The organism is Alteromonas macleodii ATCC 27126, assembly GCF_000172635.2.
In the GTDB taxonomy this organism is placed as follows: Bacteria; Pseudomonadota; Gammaproteobacteria; order Enterobacterales; family Alteromonadaceae; genus Alteromonas; species Alteromonas macleodii.
In genome coordinates, this window is record NC_018632.1 from 2,360,265 (window position 1) to 2,385,966 (window position 25,702).

Below are 25,702 nucleotides of genomic sequence, written 5' to 3' on the forward strand. Positions count from 1 at the left end.
GCTTACTTGCACTCTAACCTGACTTAGAAAGAGTAAGTGATATTGGCGAACACACGACGCCCAATAAAGTCATACTGAGAAAAACGCGCAGCGTTTCCTACTTGGTCACCACTTGCTGAAATGCGAGGGGGCTTTTCGTCAAATACGTTAGCAACACCTACAAGAACATCAAAGTTATCGAATGCATACGAACCTGACACAGAGTGGTAGGTAGTCCAACTAGTTTCATCAATAAACGTAACTGTTTCATTGTTCACTGTCGTCGTGTTGGTTTCACTACCATAGAATTCATAGTCATTCGTTGCGTCGTAATAATTTGCTGTCCATGTAACGCTCCAATCATCTTTGCCGTAGCTAAGACGTGCAACACCAACATGCTTAGGCCTACCGTTCTCTCCTACTTCATTGTTGTACGGTGTATCTTCAAATAGAAGACCGAACTTTTCAATTTGCATAGTGTGTTCAACGGTGAAACGTACATTACCCCAATCAAATTCTTCATTGTATGAGAATTGGTAATCCACACCACGTACACGCTGATAAGCAATGTTTACATAGCCACCATTTATAATATCAATCCCATAGTCGTTTGTATCGGTATTGTTACGGCGAGTAAACAGGTCACAAAGTGGCTCATTGGCAAAATCAATTGAGTCGTAGCAACGATCAACAATTTCAGAACCACCTAAGTTGTCTATCTCGTCAAAAATTTCAATGTTGAAATAATCGATTGAGAACGCGTAAGTATCTTCCGGACTAGTAAATACAAAACCAATACCCTCAGCAACAGACGTCTCAGCCTCTAGTCGCCCTACGCCACCACGAGTAATAGATGTAGCTGAGCTTCCACCCTGAACGTAGTCCTCTGGAATACCCTCAGCAGAACAGTTTTCAAACACTGTATCTGTAATATCGCCTGAAGCAAAGTTAGCAACGTAATCTAAACAAGGATCTAACGCTAACTGTTGCAAGAAACCTGTTTGCTCTGCAAGGTATAGTTCATATAGCGCTGGAGCACGAAATGATGTACCGCGACTCGCACGAATGCTGTAACCTTCAGCTATCGTCCAGTTTAAACCTAGTTTATAGGTAGTATCATTTCCGTAAGTATTAACATCGTTCCATCGTCCAGAAGCTGTTAAATCTAACTTTTCTACTCCTGTAAGGCCTTCCAGTAGAGGTACCTTAAACTCAGCGTAAATCGCTTTAGTTAACTGATCACCGGCGGTGATGCCTGCACCAGATAGACCCCACGAGTTACCATTTAGCGTATTTTGACCTGGCTTATCTTTAATTTCATCTTTTTGAATTTGGAAACCAAAGGCTGCACCGACTTCACCTGCTGGAAGTGTAAATACATCACCAGTTATAAAACCTTCAAGGGTCTGCTGATCGTAGGTTGTTGTTCCTACGTCTTCACCGAAAAGAAAAGCTTCTTGTGCTGGTGTTCTGTTGCCGTAAAGAAATTGAGGATCAGTCCATGGGATATCAACGCACGTATTCCCGCTAAATTGCGTAACAGCGCCGCTGCATGTTGTGCCGTTCGCGAAGTTAGCTTGAGCCATTTCCATTGCATCTTGGAAAATTATTTCTTGTGTATAAGTACCGTCGTTGTGACTGTATTGATAAGAAAGGTCCCACGCCCAAAAACCGATGTCACCCATTGCACCAACTACGCCTCGGGTATAATCCACTTCGATTTCAGATGAAAAATGGTCGGTAAGTGCAACTGGAAAGATGCTTCCAGCGCCGTCAAAGCCATCGACTACCGAAGCGTCTTGAGGACCAACCTCTGCGGTCCAGAATTGGCGGTAACCATTAGTCTTAGTGGTACGTTGACTATGGATAAATTCACCATAAATTGTCACATCATCACTAAGGTTATATTCACCAGTTGCATAAATTGATGCATTTTGAGTTTCTGGTACTAAAGTTTCTCGTCCTAGAAATGGGTGATTTTGATCCCACCAACCTTCACTCGCATAGTTGTCAGTGAAAGAAACTGGATACCATCCTTCCGGCGTAGTAAAACCTACGTTTGCATCATTAATGCTTTCATAGCCGTTGTTGGCGAAAAAATTGTCATAATCAAAAGCGGCCTGCAAACTACCGCCATAGCCATCTGTCGAGACAGGACCGTAAAGCCAAAGGCCATACCCTGTTTCAGAACAATGATAGTCACCAGTGCGGGGGTCAATCGGATCGTTTCGTGAACCGTCAGCTGAAAATTGAAGTCGCTCAGTACAATTTAAGTAATCGCGATCGCCTCGGCTTAGCATAGAAACTTTACGGTAATCAGCGGTTACTCGGAAAGAGCCTTCTGCATACTCTTCACCGAATGAAATATTAACACGACGGTCTTCGCCGCCAGACTCCATCGGCTGGCTAATATCAACGTTTACCGTCTTCTCGTCACCTTTCTTGGTGATGATGTTAATTACACCGGCTACCGCGTCTGAACCATAAAGCGCAGAAGCACCGTCTTTTAACACTTCAATCCGCTCTACTGCCGAAAGAGGAATACTGTTTAAATCAAAAGAAGAAACCGCTCCTCGAGTACCTGCTGGCCCTGCACGGCGTCCGTTCAATAGAATTAGAGTACGGTTTGGACCAAGACCACGAAGGCCTACAGTTTCTGAACCAGTACCCCCATCTGTTACATAGCCAACGGTTAACGCCGCGGTAATTTGATTGGAACCAGCAGCAGCTGTACTCGTACGAAGTAGCTCCCCTAAAGACTTAAGGCCCTGATTTTCAGCGTCCGCAACTGAAATGATGTCTATAGGCGTATCATTAGCAAAAGAGTCTGTGCGGATACGAGATCCTACCACTGAGATCTGCTCTACTGTGTCAGCGTCTTTTTCTACTGTGTCCTGAGCAGAAACGAAAGGAGCAGCACTTATTCCAAGTGCGACGATTATCCCCTGAGATAATCTATTAAGTGTGTTTCGATTTTCCATATCTATTCCCTGGAAATTTGCTTTCCGGACAAACAGAAACACCCGATGGGTAAGTCCGTTTATCCATGAAGCTTTCTTATGTAGGCAAAATGTAAATGCGACCTATTTTCATTTTTGAAGATTGGGGAGATTTACATTTCATTAATGTTACGCAATGCGCAACATTAGCCAAAAGTATAAGATATAGCTAAAGGTGTCAATTGTGACATTAGTGACTGAAATATAAGTAATTTACGGGGAAAAACGCTTTTTATTTACATTTAGAAACAACTTTAATGGCACTAATAAATGAACTATAAGATGCTGTTTATATAACAAAATTATTACATGTAAAGATAATTTTGCACAGGCTGTACGCGTCACTGTTTAATAGGTATGGAAGTAACCATTTAAAAGAAAAAACCCGATACCTCTTCACAAGATATCGGGTTGTTATTAATTAAGTCGCAACTATTAGACTTAAATTAACGTTGTGATTTAAACTGAAAAATAAATTTACACGCTAGTCGCTTTGATAACCTCTTGGCCTGCCATGTAAGGCACAAGCGCCTTTGGAATCGTAACGCTTCCGTCTGCTTGCTGATTGTTCTCTAAAATAGCTACAAGCGTACGCCCTACCGCTAAACCAGAACCATTCAATGTGTGAAGAAGTTCAGTTTTATTCGTTTCTGGGTTACGGAATCTAGCCTGCATCCGCCGTGCTTGGAAGTCCAACATGTTTGAACATGAAGAAATTTCACGATAGGTATTTTGCGCAGGCAGCCATACTTCAAGATCGTACGTTTTACATGCACCAAAGCCCATATCACCAGTACAAAGCAACACTTTGCGGTACGGTAATTCTAGCTTTTGAAGAATAACTTCTGCGTGTCCTGTAAGTGCTTCTAGCGCGTCAAAGCTCTCTTCTGGCTTAACTAACTGTACAAGTTCTACCTTATCGAACTGATGCTGACGAATAAGTCCACGGGTATCTCGACCGTACGAACCAGCCTCTGAGCGGAAGCAAGGCGTATGCGCTGTCATTTTCACAGGCAGCGTTTTCGCATCTAATATTTCATCGCGTGCGATATTAGTTAGCGGAACTTCTGCAGTTGGAATTAGGCTAAGCCCCTGTCCTTCTTCAGTTGCTGGCTTGGTGTGAAATAGGTCTTCGCCAAATTTAGGCAACTGACCTGTGCCATAAAGGCTGTCAGCGTTAACCAAGTAAGGCACATACATCTCTTGGTAGCCATGTTCTTGTGTATGGGTATCTAGCATGAATTGAGCAATTGCACGATTTAGGCGAGCAATATCGCCGCGCATCACTACAAAGCGGCTTCCCGTAAGCTTACTTGCGGTAGCGAAATCTAAGCCGTTGTTTAAGCCTTCAGCAACATCAACATGATCTTTAACTTCAAAATCAAACGTGCGTGGTTCGCCCCATCGAGAAATCTCAACATTGTCATCTTCGTCTTTACCCGCTGGTACAGACTCGTGTGGCAAATTAGGAATGCCTTGCGTAAGGGTGTTAATTTCTTCCAACAGTTCGCTAAGTTCCGCTTTAGCGGCGTCAAGCTCGTCACCAAGCTTACCCACTTCAGCCAATAGCGGTGCAATATCTTCGCCCTGCGCTTTTGCTTTACCAATGGATTTACTTCGTACGTTGCGCTCGTTTTGCAGATCCTGTGTTCTGGACTGAAGTGTTTTTCTTTTTTCTTCAAGCGAACTGAAAGCTGCTACATCGAGGTTAAAACCACGGGCAGCTAATCGCTTAGCTGTTTGTTCTATATCGCTTCGCAAACACTTTGGATCTAACATGTGTTTCTAATTATCCTTTCATCAATTGAATGGCTAGCCAACCTGCTATTAGGCAAGCGCCAACGTTAAGAAATACATTTGCTGCGGCTTTAAGCCACAACCCGTTTTCTAATAAAGTTAAGGTTTCAACGGAAAATGTTGAGAATGTAGTAAAGGCACCTAATAGCCCTACACCGATAAGCGCTCGGTAAGGAGAGTCGCTTAAATCATGACGTTCGATAAAACCGTACAGTAATGCGAGTGCAAACGACCCGACCACATTCACCGTTAGTGTACCAAACGGCATGTGTTTTCCAAATAAGGAATCAACACTTGTGGTAACAAAATAGCGTAAACAGGCGCCGGTCGCACCGCCAGCGGCAATAAAACAATACAAAGCTAACCCTTGAGGCACGAAAACTCCCTAGCGCATTTTTTATTAACTAATTCATATAATCTGAACTAGTTGAGTTACTTGTCTGCAACTTTACCTTTTATTGTTACTTCTCGCATTAAGTGAATCGAGAAATTCACGCTTGGCTTTCAAAGCTTTCTCTAAACCGCGTTCATTAGGGTTGTACAAGCGAGTTCCGGTAAGGCTTTCCGGAAAGTAAGACTCACCCGCGGCAAACGCGTTCGGCTCGTTGTGAGCATAGCGGTAACCATCGCCATGACCGAGCTCTTTCATTAGCGACGTAGGCGCATTGCGTAAATGCATGGGAACAGGTGCATCAGAGGTTTTACGTGCCAATGCTTTTGCTTCGTTAAACGCCATATATACTGCGTTACTTTTTGCAGCTAACGCACAATATACCGCAGCTTGAGCAATAGCGCGCTCGCCCTCTGCAGGCCCTACTCGGTGAAACGTGTCCCAGGCATTAATACAAAGTTGCATTGCTCTTGGGTCTGCATTACCAATGTCTTCAGACGCGATAGCAAGTAGACGTCTTCCTACATACAGCGCGTCTCCCCCGCCATCAAGAATTCTTGCGTACCAGTAAAGGGCTGCGTCTGGATCTGAGCCTCTAACAGATTTATGAAACGCGGAGATTAGGTCGTAGAAGGTGTCGCCTTTATTGTCGTAACTAGCAACTTTTTCGCCTACCGCATGCTCAACATCGCTTACGGTTATTTCGTTTGCTCCGGTGAAGTCGGCAGCAAGCTCTAAATAGGTGAGAAGACGACGTGCGTCGCCGCCACTTAAATCGATAAGCGCGTTTCTGGCTGTTTCTTTAATACCAAGGGCTCTGTCACCCAGACCTTTTTCAGTATCGCTCAGCGCTCTATCAATCAATTCTGACAGTGCTTCGTGTTCGAGTGTCTTTAGCACATAAACACGTACACGAGATAAAAGCGCTTTATTTAATTCGAACGAGGGATTCTCTGTCGTTGCGCCAATAAAGGTAACAACGCCAGACTCAACAAATGGAAGAAACGCGTCCTGCTGACTTTTGTTGAATCGGTGTACTTCGTCTACAAACAACAAGGTTCGCTGGTTATAACGGGCGTTTTCTTCAGCCGTATCCATGGCGGCTCTGATGTCTTTTACCCCAGAGGTAACCGCAGAAATACGCAATACAGATGCCTTGGTGTATTGAGCAATGAGTTCAGCAAGGGTAGTTTTACCGGTACCGGGCGGCCCCCACAAAATCATAGAATGGCAGTGACCCGCCTCTAACATTTTACGAAGAGGCTTACCTTCGCCAAGTAAGTGTTCTTGACCGCTGTACTGCTCTATGGTGACCGGGCGCATTCGCGCCGCGAGGGGCGCGAAATCTTGATTAACGCTGGTCATCAATTATGAAGCTGTCTGGAATATCAACTAAGAACGTATCAGCGGGCACTGGAAAACGCGTTTCAATATTACTGAACACCAAAGTGCTGATTTGCTGTTGCGCATCGAGCATATTAAGCGAAGCGAGTTCACTGTCTTGGTTAAAAGTTAATGTAAGCGTAGCGATTTGGCCGCCCTGTTCTTTAGGCGTGATTTGGTAGCTTTTTGTTGCGCTACCACCATTGATGTTGTCTGCCGCGCCATTTTCAGGTGTTACAGCCGATGAACCGCTATTTAATTGACTGATAGAGAACTTTGACCACGTTGCTTCATCTGTCGATGTAAGCAAAACAATAGGGTTATCTTTAATCGCATTGTCTTGAGATAGGACTGTTACCTGCTCTACGAAGGTATCCACATTCCAAACCGCTTCGCCATCGGCAACCAAAAGGGTTTCATCAGGAAACGTTGTTTCCCAGCGAAGCTTATTGGGGCGGGTCATGGTCAGCGTGCCTTGTGCTTCGTGAACGACATTTTGCTGTGCATCGACTACTGTCTGCGCAAAGCTTGCACGAAACAGCTTCATATTGCTTAACAAAGCCTGCAGTGAAGTACTCGCAGAATCATTGATAAGCGATGAAGTTTTAGGCTGACTAGTGTTTACTGTGGCATTAGCCTGAATAGCGTCATGAACACTGACAACCTCGTGAGCATTGTTGTTGCCTATATTTGAACCTGTAGTACCTAATTCTACCGCAGCGTTAGCAGCAGTCATTGCTGCACCTGCCGTTACCAATGCACTTACAAAATAAACCGAAACTGCTTTATTCATTTATTCAATCCATTCGTTATTCTTTGTGGGGCGGCGGTGCAAGAACCTCACGGTTCCCGTTATGCCCCTGTGCACTTACGACACCACTCATTTCCATTTGTTCAACCAAGCGCGCGGCCCGATTGTAACCAATTCTAAACTTACGCTGCACACTCGACACACTAGCTCGACGTGTTTCAGTAACAAACGCCACGGCTTCATCATAGAAGGCATCAAATTCTTGATCCTCACCCTCAGGCTGTTCGCCTGGCAGTAAGACTTCAGCCGTCGCTTCGCCATTCAGGATCTCATCAATGTATTCAGGCTCACCACGTTTCTGCCAGTCTGCGACTACAGCATGTACCTCGTGATCATCCACAAATGCACCGTGAACACGGGTTGGCACAGGGCTACCAGGAGGCAGATAAAGCATGTCACCCATCCCTAGCAAAGTTTCTGCACCTTGTTGGTCTAGAATGGTTCTAGAGTCTATTTTACTAGAAACTTGGAATGCACAACGGGTTGGAATGTTGGCCTTGATCAGACCCGTAATAACATCTACAGACGGACGCTGTGTGGCAAGGATTAGATGGATGCCCGCAGCACGTGCTTTCTGTGCGATACGTGCAATAAGTTCTTCTACTTTTTTGCCCACTATCATCATCATGTCGGCAAATTCATCGACCACTACCACGATAGCAGGAAGTTTGGCTAAGTCAGGCGCTTCAGCATCCATACTTTCTTCATTCTTCCACAGTGGGTCCTTTATTGGTGTGCCATTAGCAATGGCTTCTTCTACTTTCGCGTTATAGCCTTTTAGGTTACGCACGCCAAGAGCGCTCATTAGACGATAACGACGCTCCATCTCACCCACGCACCAACGAAGGGCATTGGCGGCTTCTTTCATGTCGGTAACCACTTCAGCAAGCAAGTGAGGTATGCCTTCATAAACGGAAAGCTCAAGCATTTTCGGGTCAATCATGATCATGCGAACATCTTCTGGCGTGCTCTTATAAAGCAAACTAAGAATCATAACGTTCACACCTACAGATTTACCTGAACCTGTAGTACCCGCAACCAAAAGGTGAGGCATTTTGGCTAAATCGACCACCACTGGCTGACCTGAAATATCAGCGCCCAACACCATGGTTAATGGTGATTTATTAGACTGAAAAGTATCGCAGCTAATAACTTCGCTCAGCCGCACCATTTCACGTTTTTTATTCGGCAGTTCTAAGCCAATTACTGACTTACCCGGAATAACTTCCACTACACGCACCGAGATAGCTGACATAGCGCGGGCTAAGTCTTTCGACAGTCCTGAGATCTTGCTCACTTTTACTCCAGGTGCTAAATCAAGCTCAAACCGGGTAATAACAGGGCCTGGGAACACGCCAACCACCGTCGCTTCAATGTTAAAGTCAGCCAGTTTTTCCTCTACCAAACGAGAAATACCTTCAATCTCTTCTGGCGTAAGCGGGTTTTCATGTTTGTCGGCACGTTCAAGTAAATCAAAGGACGGCATCGGTGGTAAATCAGGATCTAACTCACCTGCCCTCGCCTTCACGGGTTTGGCACCTAGTGCAGCAGGCGTAAATGCTTGGTTAGCACCTTGACTCGCTCCCTGAGTTTCAACAGTTTGGGACTGTAGCGTTTCCGTATTTGGTTCGCTACCTTCAACAGATGGCGCGCTGTTATTTGCAGAAGTTATTGGCTTGCTTCCAGTTTCGTAAGGCAAGTCTTCATCAAACTCTTCTAAGTCGTCAAAGTTAATATGCGGACTTTGCTGTGCTTGGTGTTTATGCTCATGTTGACTGCTATCATCTTCTGACTGAACTGAGTCATCTTGGCTCGATTTACCCAAACCCACTTTGTCTTTAAAGCTACCAGTAACCGCACTACGCATACCTGACAATGAGAACGACGACTTTTTCGTCTCAGCTGCATCTACATCTGCACTTGATGTCGCATCGTCTTCCTCGGCGTTGACAGTATCGTTGGGATTAGATTGAACAGACTTGTCTCCGTCATAGGTATAAAACGGCGGCTCATCATCTACATCGTCAATGCCAAAAGTAGGCTCACTGCGTGATGGCGTAGTTTTCTGTGTCTGTGATGGTTTTGTCTGTGCAGTAGAAGCCAAAGGTTCAGCGCGCATACTAGTAATATCTAGCTCTGCACCTTCGTCGCCACTTTGATTAGACGATTTGTTAGCTAGGGCTAGTCGCGGCATTTCGAATGCTAACAAACTCTGAGGCGCTGAAAGAGTCTTACGTCCTAACCACAGCGTACCTTCCCCTAACCTGTCGATAATAGTGAGCCAGCTAATACCCGTTAGTAAGGTAAAGCCCGTACAGAAGAAACAAAGAAGTAGCAAAATTGTGCCAGCAGTATTGAAGTAAGGCACTAGCGCTGAACTAATTACGTCGCCAACAAAACCGCCGGCTGAAAAGTTGTAAATGTCGTCAAAATTAATACTGGCGATGCCCGTTGCACCGAGGGCCATCAACAGCCCACCAATAATTCTTAAACCAATAGTAAGGTAATCGAATTCATCGAGTTCTTTAATGTGTTGGAATAGAAACCACCCTAAGAAGGCGGAGCCGAAAGGCAGCAAATACGCTAAAAAACCAAATGAGAATAGCAGAAGATCAGCGACCCACGCCCCTGTTGCTCCAACCCAGTTGTGAACGTCGAGTTGTAATCCAGCCTGACTCCAACCTGGGTCTCCTGGATGAAAAGATGCTAGTGCCAGCAATAAGAAGAAGGCGAAAACACAGGCGATGATCATACCTGCTTCCCACACTCGCTGAACCCCTGTTAATCGCGCCATAACCCTAAAAAACCTTCAATTTCCATCGCATGTATTACCGCAGCTAGCTTTTTACGCTATGCGGTAACCGCAGTACTAACCGCAACAAAGAGCTTAGCGAACTCTTTGCTATTCCTACATAATTATTATTGATTTACTTTTTGGTAAGTTACTGAGCGTACAACTGAATTAATACACCCATCCCCTACCCTGTGCTTTAGCGTGCTGTTAATCCTTTGATAAAACACAAACACTGTATTTTTGCACAGCCTACCACAAAACCACGCTATTGAGCCACGCTTTCATTACTTCAAATTAATGCGCAGCGACGATGTACTTTTTACTTCTTCCATCACTACGTACGTCCGCGACTCACTCACTCCGGGCAAACGCAGTAAAGTATCACCTAATAATTTCCTATAACTTCCCATATCTGCAACGCGTGCTTTAAGAAGGAAGTCAAAATCTCCGGACACCAGGTGACATTCTTGTATATCGTCATGCAGTTTTACCGCAGCAGAAAATTCTGCAAAGATATCTACCGATGTTTTCGTTAACGTAATCTCTACGAACACAAGCATAGCTGCGCCGAGCTTTTCTGGGTCAACGACAGCATGATATCCTTTTATATAGCCCTGAGCCTCCAGCCTCTTAACTCTCTCAAGACAAGGGCTGGGGCTTAATCCCACTTCTTTAGCAAGTTCGACGTTTGATATACGCCCGTTTTTCTGTAACTGTACCAGGATATTCCTGTCTATTCGATCTAGGTGTTTTGGTGTCTTTACCAGCATATAAAATATCTTAAAAGCATCTTTTAGGAGAATTATATGCTACAAACGCCCATTCTTCAGCAGATAGTTCGTTTTTTTATCACGTATACTCCGCAAATATGTTCACGTGCTTCAAAGCCGAACACTATTTATCAAAAGTTCAACCAGAGCCGCTTAGAAGCTCACTATAAGATTGAGGACTATACATGTTAGTTGGTGTACCAAAAGAAATTAAGAACCACGAATACCGTGTTGGCTTGACGCCAGCAGCTGTAAAAGAGTTTGTTAGCCACGGTCACAGCGTTTTAGTAGAAACGAACGCAGGTGAAGCAATAGGTTTCACTAACGAAATGTATGTCGAAGCAGGCGCAGCCATTGCATCAACGGCTGAGCAAGTATTTGCTGAAGCAGAAATGATCGTAAAAGTTAAAGAGCCTCAGCCTAACGAGTGTAAAATGCTTCGTAAAGGCCAGACACTATACACCTACCTACATTTAGCGCCTGATCCTACGCAAACAAAGCTGCTTGTTGAGTCTGGTGCAACTTGTATCGCATATGAAACAGTGACTGACGACCGCGGTGGGCTTCCACTACTAGCACCAATGAGTGAAGTAGCTGGCCGTATGTCGGTTCAAGCTGGCGCGCACTACCTTGAAAAAGCACACGGCGGTAGCGGTACACTTCTTGGTGGCGTTCCGGGTGTAGCACCAGGTAAAGTACTGGTTATCGGTGGTGGTGTTGTTGGTACTAACGCAGCAAAAATGGCACTAGGCCTTGGTGCTGACGTTACTATTCTTGACCGCTCGCTTCCTCGTCTTCGTCAAATCGATGATATCTTTAACGGACAAGTAAAAACGGTTTACTCTACCGTTGACGCTATTGAGCACTACTCTTCAAAAGCTGATCTTGTTGTTGGTGCGGTACTTATTCCTGGCGCAGCAGCTCCGAAGCTTCTTACTCGCGAACAGATTAAGGCAATGAAGCCTGGTTCAGTACTTGTTGACGTTGCTATCGACCAAGGCGGATGCTTTGAAACATCTAAAGCAACAACACACCAAGACCCAGTTTATATTGTTGATGACGTGGTTCACTACTGTGTTGCAAACATGCCAGGTGGCGTTGCGCGTACTTCTACAATGGCACTTAACAATGCCACATTGCCATTCGGCTTAGCCCTTGCAAACAAAGGCCCTGCGAAAGCGATGCTAGAAGACAAGCACTTGCTTAACGGTCTAAACGTGCACGAAGGTAAGGTAACGTACAAAGCTGTGGTTGACGCGCTAGGTGAAGAACTAGGCCTTACCTATACACCAGCTGAAGTAGCGCTTAAAGGCGAATAATTTCTAAAGATTAGTCTCGGGTAGGGCTGTGGCCATACCCTTGAATAAGAATATCGGAATAAAAAAGCTCGGTATGTGAACATCACATCCGAGCTTTTTTGTATTTGAAATAAGTCTAACCGTTTATTGATGCGTTTACTGCTTTCAGTACGGCAATAGGGTCTTCCGCTTTAGTGATAGGTCTTCCCATAACTAAATAGCTCACGCCAGCTTTCATAGCATCGGGAGGCGTCATGACGCGCTTTTGATCACCAGCATCTGCGCCTACTGGGCGAATACCTGGTGTAACTAGCAGAAAATCGTCGCTGTGTTTTTCGCGTAATGCGCTGGCTTCCTGTGCCGAGCAGACAATGCCGTCTAATCCTGCTTTTTCTGTAAGTGCCGCCAGACGCAGCACTTGTTGCTCTGGTGTCACACCGCTTACTACATCCGCCAACTGCGCTTCATCCATGCTGGTAAGAACGGTAACCGCAATAAGTTTAGTTTGAGGGTTGCTGCTTGTTGCAATCGCCTCTTTAGCTGCTTGCATCATAGGTAGGCCGCCCGATGCATGTACGTTTACCATCCATACACCCAGCTCCGCCGCTGCTCTACACGCTTTCGCTACAGTATTTGGAATGTCATGGAATTTGAGATCTAAGAAAACGTCAAAGCCTTTAGCGATTAGCGCTTTTACGAATTCCGGTCCAAATAAGGTGAACATCTCCTTGCCCACTTTTAGCTTGCACAAGCTTGAATCTAATTTATCAACAAACGCCAATGCAGTGTCTTTATTGTCATAGTCTAATGCAACAATAACGCGTGGGTCATGCATGTTCTTTTATTCTCCGTCTAGCCCTTTGATAGGTTTTACTACGCCCCACTTTTTACAGCTAGGACATAACCAATATAATTTTCGACCGGAAAAGCCACAGCTGCCACAGCGGTATTTAGGGCGCTGCAACATTTGCTTTTCCACCAATTCTTTAAGTAAGCGTAAGCTATCAGCCGTGGTTTTATCTGAAAGCTGGTCAATGTAAAGCCCCATAAGGGTTTTAAAGCCGCGCATAGTCGGGCGTTTGCGAAGTTGCTCAAGTAAGTATTCAGCCGCCTGTGCCGTTTCACCGCGCTTCATAAGCACATCAACCATGGCTAAATAGGACGTAGCACACTCTTGCCAGTGCGCTTCTAAGTTCTTCTGAAAACTTTCCCAGTCGTCAGTTTCTTCAGCAATTTTTTCCAAACTAGGTACGGCTTCGCTGAACCAGTTGATATCGCGTTCGGCCACTTGCGTAAAGTACGCGTTGGCATCAGTAAAGCGTTTTTGATCAAGCGCTATATCACCTAACATAAGCCACGGCCTAACCGCATGTTCGTCGGCATTTACCGCTTTTTGTAATAAGGTCAATGCCGCCCCTTGGCTATCGTTCTTCAACTCAACCGATGCTTGTTCACAATAAAAGTGTGCAAGGCGTTCGCACAAATCATCATTGTCACCATGACACTGCACCATACGTTCGGCTAATTCGATGGCTCTTTCCCACTCTTTCGTGGTCTGGTAGATACTGAAAAGTTGCTGTTGAGCTACAAGGTAGTGTTTATCGCTGTTAAGCAGTTGAAGAAAAGCATTTTCAGCACGCTCTAGAAAGCCTGCTTGTGTGTAGTCGTGACCAAGCTCCCTCAGTGCATTTTCTCGTTGAGCCGGCTGGAGCTCATCACGGCTAACTAAATTCTGGTGGACTTTAATTGCGCGGTCTATTTCACCTCGGTGACGGAAAAAACTCCCCATCGCGATATGCGTCTCTACTGTGTCGCTATTCACGTTAATCATTTTGATTAGCGTATCGACTGCTTTATCAGGTTGGTCTGAGAGAAGGAAGTTTAGCCCCTTGTAATAATGCTTAGATAGAATGCTAGACTGCTTTCGCTGCGCTTGACGGACACTATTTCGGCCCATTATCCAGCCGTAACCTGCCGCAACAGGCAAAAGGAGAAACAGCAGTTCGAGCATTAGTGTTCTTGTTCCAGACTCTGTATTTTAGACTGCGCAGACATCAGCTGAACACGTAATTTTAGCCAGCTCATTAGCATTACCAAAATTCCGATACCAACGCCAATTGAAAGTGTTATCGCTATTAACGTCGATAAGCGAAGATTCGCCTGAGCAATTAAATAATTAACTGTTACTTGTGCTTCATTTTGTGAGCCAATGACAAACGCGATCGCGAGTAGCACCAAAATGATAAGAAACGTTAGGATCCCTTTCAACACTCAACCCTTTTTTGTTGATTTATTTACAAGAATAGCAAAATGCGAAAAGAGATAACACTAAAAGCGTAAGTGAAATGATGTTATACCAATCCGCATAGATATTTGCCCACTCAGAAGGCTTTGGCATTAAGCAGCGCCTTCGCTTTCTAGATCCTGACGTTGGGGTTTGGCAATAAGATTGTCTACCACTAAATCGTGGTGAAGGGCTGACATATTAGTAATAAAAATACAGTGTGTATAACCCGCCTGCATCGTTTCGAGCTTGTCATACATGGCTTTGTCTAGCTTTGATAGCTGGGCAAGACGCTTCTTAGTTAATGGCGTTATCGCACCGTGACATCGAATAGCAGTGACATCTGTGGCGCTGAGATGTATTTTTTCTTCATCTAACTGAGTTTTTATCTGTGTTCGCAACTTAGAAAAAAGGAAGTCGCGCTCTTTTATATACACTAAGCGGCTGTCGCTCTTTCTAACGCAGTGAACCACTAACGCTTGTTCAGATGTTTCTTTAAACATCGCCTCTAGAATTTGTGACTTGGGCTTAGCCTGCCCTTTGTCTGCAAAAAAGCCGTGCAGTGGGATAATATTTTGAGTGCGCGAAAAAGGATAAAGGTCGTCAGATGCGTCACTTTGATACACCGTTTTGAGCCTGTCTAACGTAAAGCGGTTCATCACACATAGTACCGATAAAGACGGCATATGCCTAACCGCCAATTCCCAGATATAACGGTGAGTTGAGCGTTGAATACGCGCAATATCTCTTACTTTGAAATATGCGGTATTTTCTTCAACCATATGATCGACGCTCGAGCTCACTTTAGCCTTACGTGTATCTTCAACAAGACACAACCTCACCACGCCCGTTTCCGCTTGGTAGTGCACAACCTTATATTTTTCACCTTTAATTTTCAGTTCCGGTACTGAAACACGAATTTCCTTTTGTAGCTCACTTTTCGGTGCAACGATTAACTTCATCCCGCTTGCACTTAGATCAGCAACCCGCGCATCAATCGATGTCAGCAGTCCAACTTTAATAGAGGCAGGTTTATCAATAACGTAACGTGTCTCACTACGTCTATCTAAATCCTCTTCCATAACATAATCAATTCGCCAGTTATTGCCGCTAGCCCTCAATGTTTTTGACAAGGGTTTGAAATCGCATTTTGCTGAAAGGGTCAGGTTAGTAAGATAAGCAGACACGTCTTTACAGTAAAGAACATGGGAAATCTGCGCCAGTTGCTCAAATTCTTTACTGGCAATATCGTGAATAGCGAACGCTTTTTGTTTATCTTCTCGCGTCACGCTATCAAGTCGACAATGGGTACAGATGAAGTCGCCACTTTTGGCAAGAAGATAAACCAACGCGTTAAGCTGTTTTAATGCCAGCAGTTGTCTATGCGTCGCTGTTATTTGAACGTTACCATTTTTGGTTTTGATGTTGCCATGAAAGACATACGCTTCATTGTACTTGCGCAGCTCGTCAACTAACGTCGCGAAGATAGGCTTATCTTGTAGGCTAGCCAATAGTTTTTCGGCGTCGTTATGCTCGACATTGGCTTTGGTAAACAGGGCAATAATGGGCTTAAGCGACTTCTTCTCTGGCGCGAGAAACACGGGCAACCACGGGCTATTTTCTAGTATTCGGTCGCGTTCTAGCTCTTGCATGGCGCGTTCTATTTCTAAATCACGCTGCAAAGGCTGTTTATACGCAGTAATCGCTACATATCGTTTAAGAGTTGCAAGAAAGCCTTTATCCACGTCGTCTTGAAAAACAAACGATGTCTCATACTTTCCTAAGTGCTTGTTGTATTTTACCGACTCTAGTTCAAGCGTTATTTCAGTCGGTTCTTTAGTAAGTCCTTTAACTTCAGGAATAGTGAACGTAATAATGTCACCAGTAGAAGCGTTCGGTGGCCTTTTCGTTTCAAGAGCAATGCCTTTGTGTGACATCGAACTGATTGAACAATGACGGCCTTTCTCAAAATCGGGGGAAGAAATAGTAAAATTTGGGCGAATTGCGATGTCATCGCCGAAATCTATATCAGTAAATGATTGGCTTTCAACATTAAAAGCATCGACAATTTTTTTGAACTGTTCTTTTTTTATTTGGTTTTGGTAGAAGTCTGAGTTCATTACTGACTCAAACACGCCTACCGTATATCTGTCTTGATAAAGCGATGTTTCGTTTTTGAGTATCTGCGCGCCGACTTTATCAAGGCGCATTTGAACCCCGAAGTGCTTGAATTTCATGACGGGGAATTGAGCAAAGGCAGAGTTATCAGCAGGTGCGTCGGTTAACGACGTTAATCGAACAACCTCCTCTTTTACTACTTTTCGAACACTACTAGGTAGACGCTTCGAAAACTTGTTAATTCCTTCTAACAGCTTGTTTTGTTGTTCATAAGGAATTAACGCGCGAATGAGCGGCTGGTATTGTTTTATTATTGCTTGTTCGTCGCCGGCTGACATTACTTCTATGAATACCGTTTATTATTATTTGAACAATATATAACCCTATTCGAGTTGGGGTCAATAGGTATCAAAAATTAAACGAAAGTATATCAGCAATAACGAGCGCCTTATTTTAACTAAGGCAAATAGACTATTGAATTTTGCTAAATAACAATAAGGCAGCAGACACAAAAAAGCCGCTTTTCAGCGGCTTTTAAAATGCATTATGCGATTGAGGCGTCTACCCTTTCGCGAAGCTCTTTACCAGGCTTAAAGTGCGGTACATATTTACCGTCAAGTTTCACTGTCTCACCCGTTTTTGGGTTTCTACCTACGCGTGGAGCGCGGTAGTGAAGAGAGAAACTGCCAAAACCTCTAATTTCAATACGCTCACCCTTTTGGAGAGTTTGCGCCATTTGCTCTAGAAGTTCTTTTATCGCCAGCTCAAGTTCCTTCGCCGGAATATGACGCGCTTGATCCGCGAGCCGTTCAATTAATTCAGACTTGGTCATGCTTAACCTCATTGTCAATATTATTGTTTAAACAGCTATCGCGAATTGGGTGTGCATCTGCACACCCACAAAAGCATTATTCGCCTTTAGCAGCTTTAAATGCTTCTGCCATCGCGTTAGCGAAACCAACATCTTCTTGCTGGTTAACTTTATCGATAGCTTCTTTTTCGTCAGCCTGATCTTTCGCTTTAACAGATAGGTTAACAGTGCGGTTCTTACGGTCAACGCCCATGAACTTCGCTTCGATGCTATCACCAACGCTTGCTACTTCTGTTGCGTCTTCAACACGCTCTACAGCAAGATCTGCAACGCGGATGTAGCCGTCAACTTCTTCAGCTAGGTTTACAGTAACGCCTTTCGCATCAACTGCTGTTACTGTACCAGTAACGATAGCACCTTTCTTGTTATCTGTCAGATACTTGTTGAAAGGATCTTCTTCGATTTGCTTAACGCCAAGAGAGATACGCTCACGCTCTGGGTCGACTTGAAGTACAACTGCAGAGATTTCGTCGCCTTTCTTGTAGTCGCGAACCGCGTCTTCACCAGACTTGTTCCAGCTGATGTCAGAAAGGTGAACTAGACCGTCGATGCCGCCGTCAAGACCGATGAAGATACCGAAGTCAGTGATTGACTTGATCTTACCAGACACTTTGTCACCTTTTTCGTGTGACTCAGCAAATGTTTCCCAAGGGTTAGCAATGCACTGCTTAAGACCTAGAGAAATACGACGACGCTCTTCGTCAATTTCAAGAACCATTACATCTACAGTGTCACCTAGGTTAACAACTTTAGATGGGTGGATGTTCTTGTTAGTCCAATCCATTTCAGAAACGTGTACAAGACCTTCAACGCCGTCTTCGATTTCAACGAAGCAGCCGTAGTCAGTAAGGTTAGTAACCTGACCGTTGATCTTAGTACCTTCTGGGTAACGAGAAGCAATTTCTTGCCATGGATCGTTGCCCATTTGCTTCATACCAAGAGAAACACGCTGCTTCTCTTTGTCGAACTTAAGTACTTTAACGTTGATTTCGTCACCAACATTCACGATTTCACTTGGGTGCTTAACGCGCTTCCAAGCCATGTCAGTGATGTGTAGAAGACCGTCTACGCCACCAAGGTCAACGAACGCACCGTAATCGGTAAGGTTCTTAACGATACCCTTGATTTCATGACCTTCTTCAAGGTTAGCAAGAAGCGTTTCGCGCTCTGCGCTGCTTTCTGCTTCGATAACTGCACGACGAGAAACAACAACGTTGTTACGCTTAGCGTCAAGCTTGATAACTTTAAATTCAAGCTCTTTGCCTTCAAGGTGCGTAGTGTCACGTACTGGACGTACGTCAACAAGAGAACCAGGAAGGAACGCGCGTACACTGTTAACTTCAACAGTGAAACCGCCTTTAACTTTACCGTTGATAACGCCTTTGATAGTAGCTTTATCTTCGTAAGCTTTTTCCAGCTCAACCCACGCTTCGTGACGCTTCGCTTTTTCGCGAGAAAGGATAGTTTCACCGAAACCATCTTCAACTGCATCTAGTGCTACGTCTACTTGGTCACCGATAGCGATTTCTAGTTCGCCTTCAGCGTTTTTGAATTGGTCAGCTGGGATAGCACTTTCTGATTTCAAGCCTGCATCAACAAGAACGATGTCTTTGTCGATAGAAACAACAGTACCTTTTACAATTGAACCAGGACGTGTTTCTAGTTCTTGTAAGCTTTCTTCAAAAAGTTGTGCAAAATTTTCAGTCATAAGTCTCAAATAACTTTTAAGTTGATATCCACGCTTCTTATCCGGATAACGCGGGGTTATTAAAATTAGTCGCCACTTCCTGTAGCAACACTGCTTTGGATGCGATCAGCTCTCGTCATTAAAGGCGTGAGGAAATAATATCCATCGCTTTTTCAAAGACTTGGTCAATATCCAAGTCCGTTGAATCTATAATTACTGCATCTTGTGCCGGTACCAAAGGAGCCACTGCACGCTGTGTATCGCGCTCGTCTCTTGCCTTGATATCGGTTAAAAGGCGCGCAATATTAACATCCATGCCCTTTGCTTTCAACTGGCTATAGCGGCGTTCTGCACGGGCTTCTGCGCTTGCTGTAAGAAAAATCTTTACAGGCGCTTCGGGAAATACCACTGTACCCATGTCGCGACCGTCGGCAACAAGACCAGGATCTTGTTGGAAAGCACGCTGTCTGCGAAGTAGTGCTTCGCGAACCCGGGGTAATGCCGCAACTTTTGACGCCACGGCGCCAACTTCTTCGGTGCGGATATCGTCAGTAACGTCTTCACCTTCTAAGATTATGCGAGTGGTATCGCCATTCGTCTCGAAACTAACATCGAGACCGGTTGCTAGAGGAACAACACATTCTTCATCATCACACGGAAGGTCGTGGTGAAGTGCAGCAACTGCCAATACGCGGTAAATTGCGCCGCTATCTAGAAAGTGCCACCCTAATTTCTTTGCCAGCAAGCTACTTAACGTACCTTTACCAGCACCACTAGGACCGTCAACCGTGACTACGGGTGTGGAATGCATACCTGCTCCATCGTTTAAATTACTAAAAATCGCGCGCAATTATACGCTTTAGTGAGAGATAAGCAATGCCGCCTCTAATTGGCGGCATTGAACATCAGGTTAAACCTGATTCAGATCAATGGGGCAAGTGAGGCGATTACCGGCATTGCCTACCATTATTTAAGAGGAATATTTTTTGAGCCTTTACGCGCTATACAGTGTTTTAAAGCGGGTAAAGTAGTCTGGGAACGTTTTGCGCGTGCAGCCCGGATCGTTTATTGTTACCGGAGTATCGCTTAACGCAACAAGCGAGAAGCACATGGCAATGCGATGGTCGTTATACGTGTCTATCTCAGCATGTTTTAGCGAGTCAGTCGGCCACACTTTAATATAGTCATGCCCTTCTTCCACTTTCGCACCCAACTTTTGAAGCTCGGTGGCCATAGCCGCAAGACGGTCTGTTTCCTTAACACGCCAGTTATAAATATTAGTCATGGTAGTTGGACCTTCAGCAAACAATGCCGTAGTCGCGATGGTCATGGCCGCATCTGGAATATGGTTCATATCCATGTTCACGCCTTTAAGCGGCGCACCCGTTATTTCAACATACTCATCGTTCCAAACCACCGTTGCACCCATGGCCTCAAGTACATCAGCAAAACGAATGTCACCTTGAATGCTGTTCTGGCCAATTCCGGTTACGCGTACCGTTCCACCTTTAATGGCACCGGCTGCAAGGAAGTAAGATGCTGACGATGCATCGCCTTCAACCATAAATTTACCCGGCGCAATATACTTAGCGTCACCAGAAACCGTGAACGTTTGGTAGTTATCATTTTCAACAGTAACGCCAAACTTCGCCATGGTATCTAACGTGATATCGATATAAGGCTTAGAAACCAATTCGCCCTTAATGCGAATAGTCACATCACCAGAAAATAACGGCGCAGCCATTAAAAGGGCTGTTAAAAACTGGCTAGATACACTGCCGTCCACCGACATTTCACCGCCGTTTAAAGTCTTACCTTTAATTTGAAGCGGCGGGAAACCTTCGTTTTTGAGATAGGTTACTTCAGCATCAGCTTCGCGCAGCGCATCCACTAAATCACCAATTGGACGCTCTTCCATGCGTGGTTCACCGGTAAGTACTGTGTCGACATTACTAGCAGCAAGTGCCGCGCACAAAGGTCGCATTGCGGTACCGGCATTACCTAAGAAAAGCTCAAGAGGCTCAGCTACGTTGAATGCGCCACCGTTACCTTGTACAACACATTGCGTTTTGTCTTCGCTAAGGCGATAGTTTATGCCTAATTTAGTGAGTGCATTGAGCATATGCTCAATATCTTCGCTATCAAGCAAGTTAGTTAATTCAGTTTCACCTTCAGCTAACGCGGCTAGTAGTAGTGCGCGGTTAGACAGACTTTTTGAGCCAGGTACATTGACCTCTCCCGATACTTTTGCAATCGGGTCTAATGTTAACTGCTCCATTTTATCCATTCACTCTTTCAAATTCGCGCATAAATTCAACTAGCGCAACAATGCCCTCTACTGGCATTGCATTATAAATACTGGCACGCATGCCCCCAACTGAACGATGCCCTTTAAGAGCAAGTAACCCTGCTTCTTGTGACTGTTTAAGGAACAATCCGTCAAGTTCAGCATTGGCTAAATGAAACGGCACGTTCATTTTTGAACGGTTGTCAGGGTGAACTTTACTTGAATAGAAGTCAGAGCTATCGATAGCTGAATACAATAACGCCGCCTTTTCAGCATTGCGTTTAGCCATAGCGTCAACGCCGCCCATATCTTTAAGCCATTCAAATACAAGCCCCGCTAAGTACCAGGAGAACGTTGGCGGTGTGTTGTACATAGAGTCAGACTTTGCCGCTAATGCATAATCGAAGATAGACGGCGTTTCTTTACGTGCTTTGCCAACCAGGTCTTCGCGAACAATAACAACTGATAAGCCGCTTGGGCCGATATTCTTTTGTGCCCCAGCGTATATAACGCCATGCTTTGCTACATCTAACGGCTGTGACAATATAGTCGAAGACATATCAGAAACCAGCGGAACCTTGCCCGACTCTGGTAGCCAATCAAAAGCGATTCCATCAACGGTTTCATTTGGACAGAAATGGTAATACGCGGCAGATTGATCAATATCGCTCAGCTGAGGCTGCGCAACGTAGTGACAGCCGTCTTTTTCAGACACTTCACCCACCACTTTGGCGTGGTTGTATTTGTTTGCTTCGTCAACGGCACCTTTAGACCAAGAACCGCTGACTAAGTGAAGACTGGTATCGTTAGCGTTTGATAAGTTGAGCGGTACAGCGGCAAATTGCCCACGCCCACCACCGTGCGTGAACAGCACATGGTAGTTGGAAGGAATGGACAATAAATCTCGTAAATCTTGCTCAGCTTTTGCCGCTATTTCAATGAAGTCTTTACCACGATGGCTTACTTCCATTACAGAGCAGCCTAAATCGCGCCAATTTGTAAATTCTGATTGTGCTTTTTCCATGACTTCTTTTGGAAGCATAGCCGGGCCAGCACTAAAATTAAAAACCTCTTTCATCGCGTTTTTCAACACCTGTAGATAATTACCGTTTAACTCGCTTTGTTTTGAACGTTTTGCGGGTCTATTAGGTAAACAAGCGGCTTAAGCCGCTTGTTTGAAAGAACACTGATAATGCGCAAGTATGAATACCTGCGCCCTATCCCTACTCTTCTGTCGTTGAGCCGTCACCGTCTTCTGCGGTGTTCTCTTGCTCTTGAACAGCAGTTTCTGCTTGTTCTGGCGCATCGTCTGAAATGATTAGGTTACCGTCTTCGTCGAATTCTTGTAACTCTTCCACTTCTTCAATGCGTTGTAACCCTACAACGTGCTCACCTTCTACTGTACGTATTAAGCGAACGCCTTGTGTGTTACGGCCTACTACTGACACTTCGCCTACACGGGTACGAACCAGTGTGCCTTGGTCACTAATAAGCATAATTTCATTGGTTTCGTCTACTTGAACCGCGCCAACCACTTTACCATTACGCTCAGACACCTTAATTGATACAACACCTTGTGTCGCACGGCTCTTCGCAGGGTAATCTTCAAGCGGAGTACGCTTACCGAAACCATTCTCTGTTGCAGTCAGGATTGGGCCATCGCCTTTAGGAACAATAAGTGATACCACTTTTTGACCATCTTGCAGACGAATACCGCGAACACCTGTGGCTGTTCTTCCCATAGGACGAAGTGCCAGAAGCTCTTCACCCGTCTCTGGGTCACGCTTAACTTCACCGGTTTCGCTGTCGCGAAGCTTCTCGTTGAAGCGAACCACTTTACCTGCATCAGAGAACAACATTATGTCGTCATCACCATGAGTGATATCAACACCAATCAGCTCATCACCTTCGTTCAGGTTAACGGCGATAATACCGCTTGAACGTGGGCGAGAATATAGGCTCAGGTCAGTCTTTTTAACCGTACCGTTTGCCGTCGCCATCAGTACAAACTTGCCTTCTTCAAACTCTTTAATAGGAAGAATAGCAGTAATACGTTCGTTTTCTTCAAGCGGTAGGATATTAACAATTGGGCGTCCGCGCGCGTTACGGCTAGCAAACGGCAACTGATATACTTTCAACCAGTACAAGCGACCACGGGTTGAGAAGCAAAGTATGTGATCGTGAGTATTAGCTACCAATAATCTTTCGATGAAATCTTCATCTTTCATCTTGGTTGCTGATTTACCACGGCCACCACGACGCTGTGCTTCGTAGTCTGTAAGTTTTTGATATTTCACATAACCTTCGCGAGAAAGCGTTACAACAACATCTTCTTGCTCTATAAGATCTTCAATATCAATATCGTGACTTGCTGCCGTAATTTCAGTACGACGCTCATCACCAAATTCATCACGTACTTTTTCAAGCTCTTCTTGAATCACTTCCATCAAACGCTCTGGGCTGTTTAGGATGTGAAGAAGTTCAGCGATGATCTCTAAAAGTTGCTTATACTCTTCTAGAATTTTCTCGTGTTCAAGACCTGTTAGCTTGTGTAAGCGAAGGTCAAGAATAGCTTGCGCTTGCTGTTCTGTCAGGTAGTACTTGCCGTCGCGAATACCAAATTCTGGCATTAGCCAATCAGGGCGTGCAGCGTCATCGCCTGCGCGCTCAAGCATTTGCGCTACATCACCTAAGTCCCAACCTTGTGCTACAAGCGATTTCTTGGCGTCTGCTGGGCTTTGTGACGCTTTAATCAACTCGATAATTGGGTCGATGTTCGCAAGCGCTATCGCCAAACCTTCAAGAATGTGAGCGCGGTCACGGGCTTTACGTAATTCAAAAACAGTACGACGTGTTACTACTTCACGGCGGTGAAGAATAAAGCATTCTAGCGTTTCTTTAAGGTTGAATACCTTAGGCTGACCGTTATCAAGCGCAACCATGTTAATACCGAATACCGTTTGAAGCTGGGTATTCGCATATAAATGATTAAGTAAGACTTCGGCAGATTCGTTGCGTTTAACTTCGATAACAATGCGCATACCGTCTTTATCAGACTCGTCTCGCAGTGCAGAAACGCCTTCGATGCGCTTTTCTTTTACCAGTTCAGCAATCTTTTCAATAAGACGCGCTTTGTTAACCTGGTAAGGGATCTCGTTAACAACGATGGTTTCTTTACCGTTGCTGTCAGTTTCAATTTCCGCCTTAGCACGAAGATAAATTTTACCGCGACCTGTGCGATACGCATCTTCAATTCCCTTGCGCCCGCTGATCATCGCCGCCGTTGGGAAATCTGGACCTGGGATGTGAGTCATCAAGTCATCGATGGTAATAGACGGATCTTGAATTAACGCTACGCAGCCGTTGATTACTTCGGTGAGGTTATGTGGCGGAATATTCGTCGCCATACCAACCGCGATACCTGATGAACCGTTAACAAGAAGGTTAGGCACCTTCGTTGGTAATACTTCAGGAATATGCTCTGTACCATCGTAGTTAGGTACGAAATCTACGGTCTCTTTATCTAAATCGGCAAGTAACTCGTGCGCAATTTTAGCCATGCGAACTTCGGTATAACGCATCGCAGCAGCAGAGTCGCCGTCTACCGATCCGAAGTTACCCTGACCGTCTACTAGCATATAGCGAAGTGAGAACGGTTGGGCCATACGAACAATAGTGTCGTAAACTGCAGAGTCACCGTGAGGGTGATATTTACCAATTACGTCACCTACCACACGGGCAGATTTTTTGTATGGCTTGTTAAAGTCGTTTTTCAGTTCGTTCATTGCGAACAGCACACGACGGTGCACTGGCTTCAAGCCATCTCTTACGTCAGGCAAGGCTCGCCCGACAATAACGCTCATCGCGTAATCAAGGTAAGAGTTCTTTAACTCTTCCTCAATATTAACGGGGAGGATTTCTTTAGCGTTATCAGACATAAACTGCTTAATCCCTTTATCTTGGTTTGTTCTGCGTTATCCAGCACTTCGCTTCACATCATTGTGAAAACAAGGCGTGGGAGCGCACTGTTATTATTATGTGGGTCATAATCGTGCTTCGAGTGTACCACTTGATGACAGAATTATGTAGCGCTTAATTACGCTTATTAATCAACTAAAAGGCAAGCGATTATTTTTCGTTCGACCCTTCTTATAATTTGTCTATTTCTGTTTAAAAACAGTGAAACACAACCTCGATTTACGATATCTTAAAAAGAGATAGATTAAGGATTGT

Annotated in this window: 18 protein-coding genes; 1 reads left to right on the forward strand and 17 read right to left on the reverse strand. The window is 44.8% G+C overall.

Features of this window, described 5'->3' with window-relative positions; translation table 11 throughout:
• Positions 1–23: 23 nt before the first annotated feature.
• The 7 genes from MASE_RS10045 to lrp form a co-directional block, all read right to left on the reverse strand.
• Entirely contained in the window at positions 24–2,960 is a 2,937-nt protein-coding gene (locus MASE_RS10045) for a TonB-dependent receptor domain-containing protein (protein ID WP_014949629.1), read from the reverse strand.
• A 495-nt stretch (positions 2,961–3,455) separates the two neighbouring features.
• The gene (serS, locus tag MASE_RS10050) at positions 3,456–4,757 is read right to left on the reverse strand and encodes a serine--tRNA ligase (protein ID WP_014949630.1); all 1,302 of its coding nucleotides are present in this window, start codon (positions 4,755–4,757) and stop codon (positions 3,456–3,458) included.
• A 10-nt stretch (positions 4,758–4,767) separates the two neighbouring features.
• Positions 4,768–5,151 carry a fluoride efflux transporter CrcB gene (crcB, locus tag MASE_RS10055; protein WP_014949631.1) on the reverse strand — a complete coding sequence of 128 codons (384 nt, stop codon included), beginning with the start codon at positions 5,149–5,151 and terminating at the stop codon, positions 4,768–4,770.
• Between the two features lie 72 nt (positions 5,152–5,223).
• Positions 5,224–6,531 (reverse strand): replication-associated recombination protein A, encoded by a 1,308-nt coding sequence (locus MASE_RS10060; protein WP_014949632.1) that lies wholly within the window; start codon positions 6,529–6,531, stop codon positions 5,224–5,226.
• Positions 6,518–7,342, reverse strand: coding sequence for an outer membrane lipoprotein periplasmic chaperone LolA (gene lolA, locus MASE_RS10065; RefSeq protein ID WP_014949633.1), 825 nt, complete (start codon positions 7,340–7,342; stop codon positions 6,518–6,520). The genes MASE_RS10060 and lolA overlap by 14 nt, the downstream gene beginning before the upstream one ends.
• A 16-nt stretch (positions 7,343–7,358) precedes the next feature.
• The gene (locus MASE_RS20460) at positions 7,359–10,154 is read right to left on the reverse strand and encodes a DNA translocase FtsK (RefSeq protein ID WP_014949634.1); all 2,796 of its coding nucleotides are present in this window, start codon (positions 10,152–10,154) and stop codon (positions 7,359–7,361) included.
• Positions 10,155–10,438: 284 nt separating this feature from the next.
• Positions 10,439–10,924 carry a leucine-responsive transcriptional regulator Lrp gene (gene lrp / locus MASE_RS10075; protein WP_014949635.1) on the reverse strand — a complete coding sequence of 162 codons (486 nt, stop codon included), beginning with the start codon at positions 10,922–10,924 and terminating at the stop codon, positions 10,439–10,441.
• A gap of 185 nt (positions 10,925–11,109) precedes the next feature.
• Here lrp and ald point away from each other — a divergent pair, with 185 nt between their 5' ends.
• Positions 11,110–12,243, forward strand: coding sequence for an alanine dehydrogenase (gene ald, locus MASE_RS10080; protein WP_014949636.1), 1,134 nt, complete (start codon positions 11,110–11,112; stop codon positions 12,241–12,243).
• A gap of 115 nt (positions 12,244–12,358) precedes the next feature.
• On the opposite strand, the gene pyrF is transcribed toward ald, so the two are convergent.
• The 10 genes from pyrF to gyrA form a co-directional block, all read right to left on the reverse strand.
• The gene (gene pyrF / locus MASE_RS10085) at positions 12,359–13,057 is read right to left on the reverse strand and encodes an orotidine-5'-phosphate decarboxylase (RefSeq protein WP_014949637.1); all 699 of its coding nucleotides are present in this window, start codon (positions 13,055–13,057) and stop codon (positions 12,359–12,361) included.
• Between the two features lie 6 nt (positions 13,058–13,063).
• Complete coding sequence (gene lapB, locus MASE_RS10090; protein WP_014949638.1) at positions 13,064–14,233, reverse strand: lipopolysaccharide assembly protein LapB; 1,170 nt, start codon at positions 14,231–14,233, stop codon at positions 13,064–13,066.
• Positions 14,233–14,490, reverse strand: coding sequence for a LapA family protein (locus tag MASE_RS10095; RefSeq protein WP_014949639.1), 258 nt, complete (start codon positions 14,488–14,490; stop codon positions 14,233–14,235). Before MASE_RS10095 ends, lapB begins: the two co-directional genes overlap by 1 nt.
• 129 nt (positions 14,491–14,619) lie before the next feature.
• Positions 14,620–16,962, reverse strand: a complete 2,343-nt coding sequence (locus MASE_RS10100; protein WP_014949640.1) for a PilZ domain-containing protein — start codon at positions 16,960–16,962, stop codon at positions 14,620–14,622.
• Positions 16,963–17,168: 206 nt separating this feature from the next.
• Positions 17,169–17,456, reverse strand: coding sequence for an integration host factor subunit beta (ihfB, locus tag MASE_RS10105; RefSeq protein ID WP_014949641.1), 288 nt, complete (start codon positions 17,454–17,456; stop codon positions 17,169–17,171).
• Positions 17,457–17,532: 76 nt separating this feature from the next.
• On the reverse strand, positions 17,533–19,203 hold the full coding sequence (gene rpsA / locus MASE_RS10110) for a 30S ribosomal protein S1 (protein ID WP_014949642.1): 1,671 nt from the start codon (positions 19,201–19,203) through the stop codon (positions 17,533–17,535).
• Between the two features lie 118 nt (positions 19,204–19,321).
• Complete coding sequence (gene cmk, locus MASE_RS10115; protein ID WP_014949643.1) at positions 19,322–19,993, reverse strand: (d)CMP kinase; 672 nt, start codon at positions 19,991–19,993, stop codon at positions 19,322–19,324.
• A 183-nt stretch (positions 19,994–20,176) separates the two neighbouring features.
• On the reverse strand, positions 20,177–21,460 hold the full coding sequence (aroA, locus tag MASE_RS10120; RefSeq protein WP_014949644.1) for a 3-phosphoshikimate 1-carboxyvinyltransferase: 1,284 nt from the start codon (positions 21,458–21,460) through the stop codon (positions 20,177–20,179).
• Position 21,461: 1 nt separating this feature from the next.
• On the reverse strand, positions 21,462–22,547 hold the full coding sequence (gene serC, locus MASE_RS10125; protein WP_014949645.1) for a 3-phosphoserine/phosphohydroxythreonine transaminase: 1,086 nt from the start codon (positions 22,545–22,547) through the stop codon (positions 21,462–21,464).
• A gap of 145 nt (positions 22,548–22,692) precedes the next feature.
• A complete protein-coding gene (gene gyrA / locus MASE_RS10130; protein WP_014949646.1) occupies positions 22,693–25,407 on the reverse strand; it encodes a DNA topoisomerase (ATP-hydrolyzing) subunit A in 2,715 nt (904 codons plus the stop codon).
• Between the last annotated feature and the right edge of the window lie 295 nt (positions 25,408–25,702).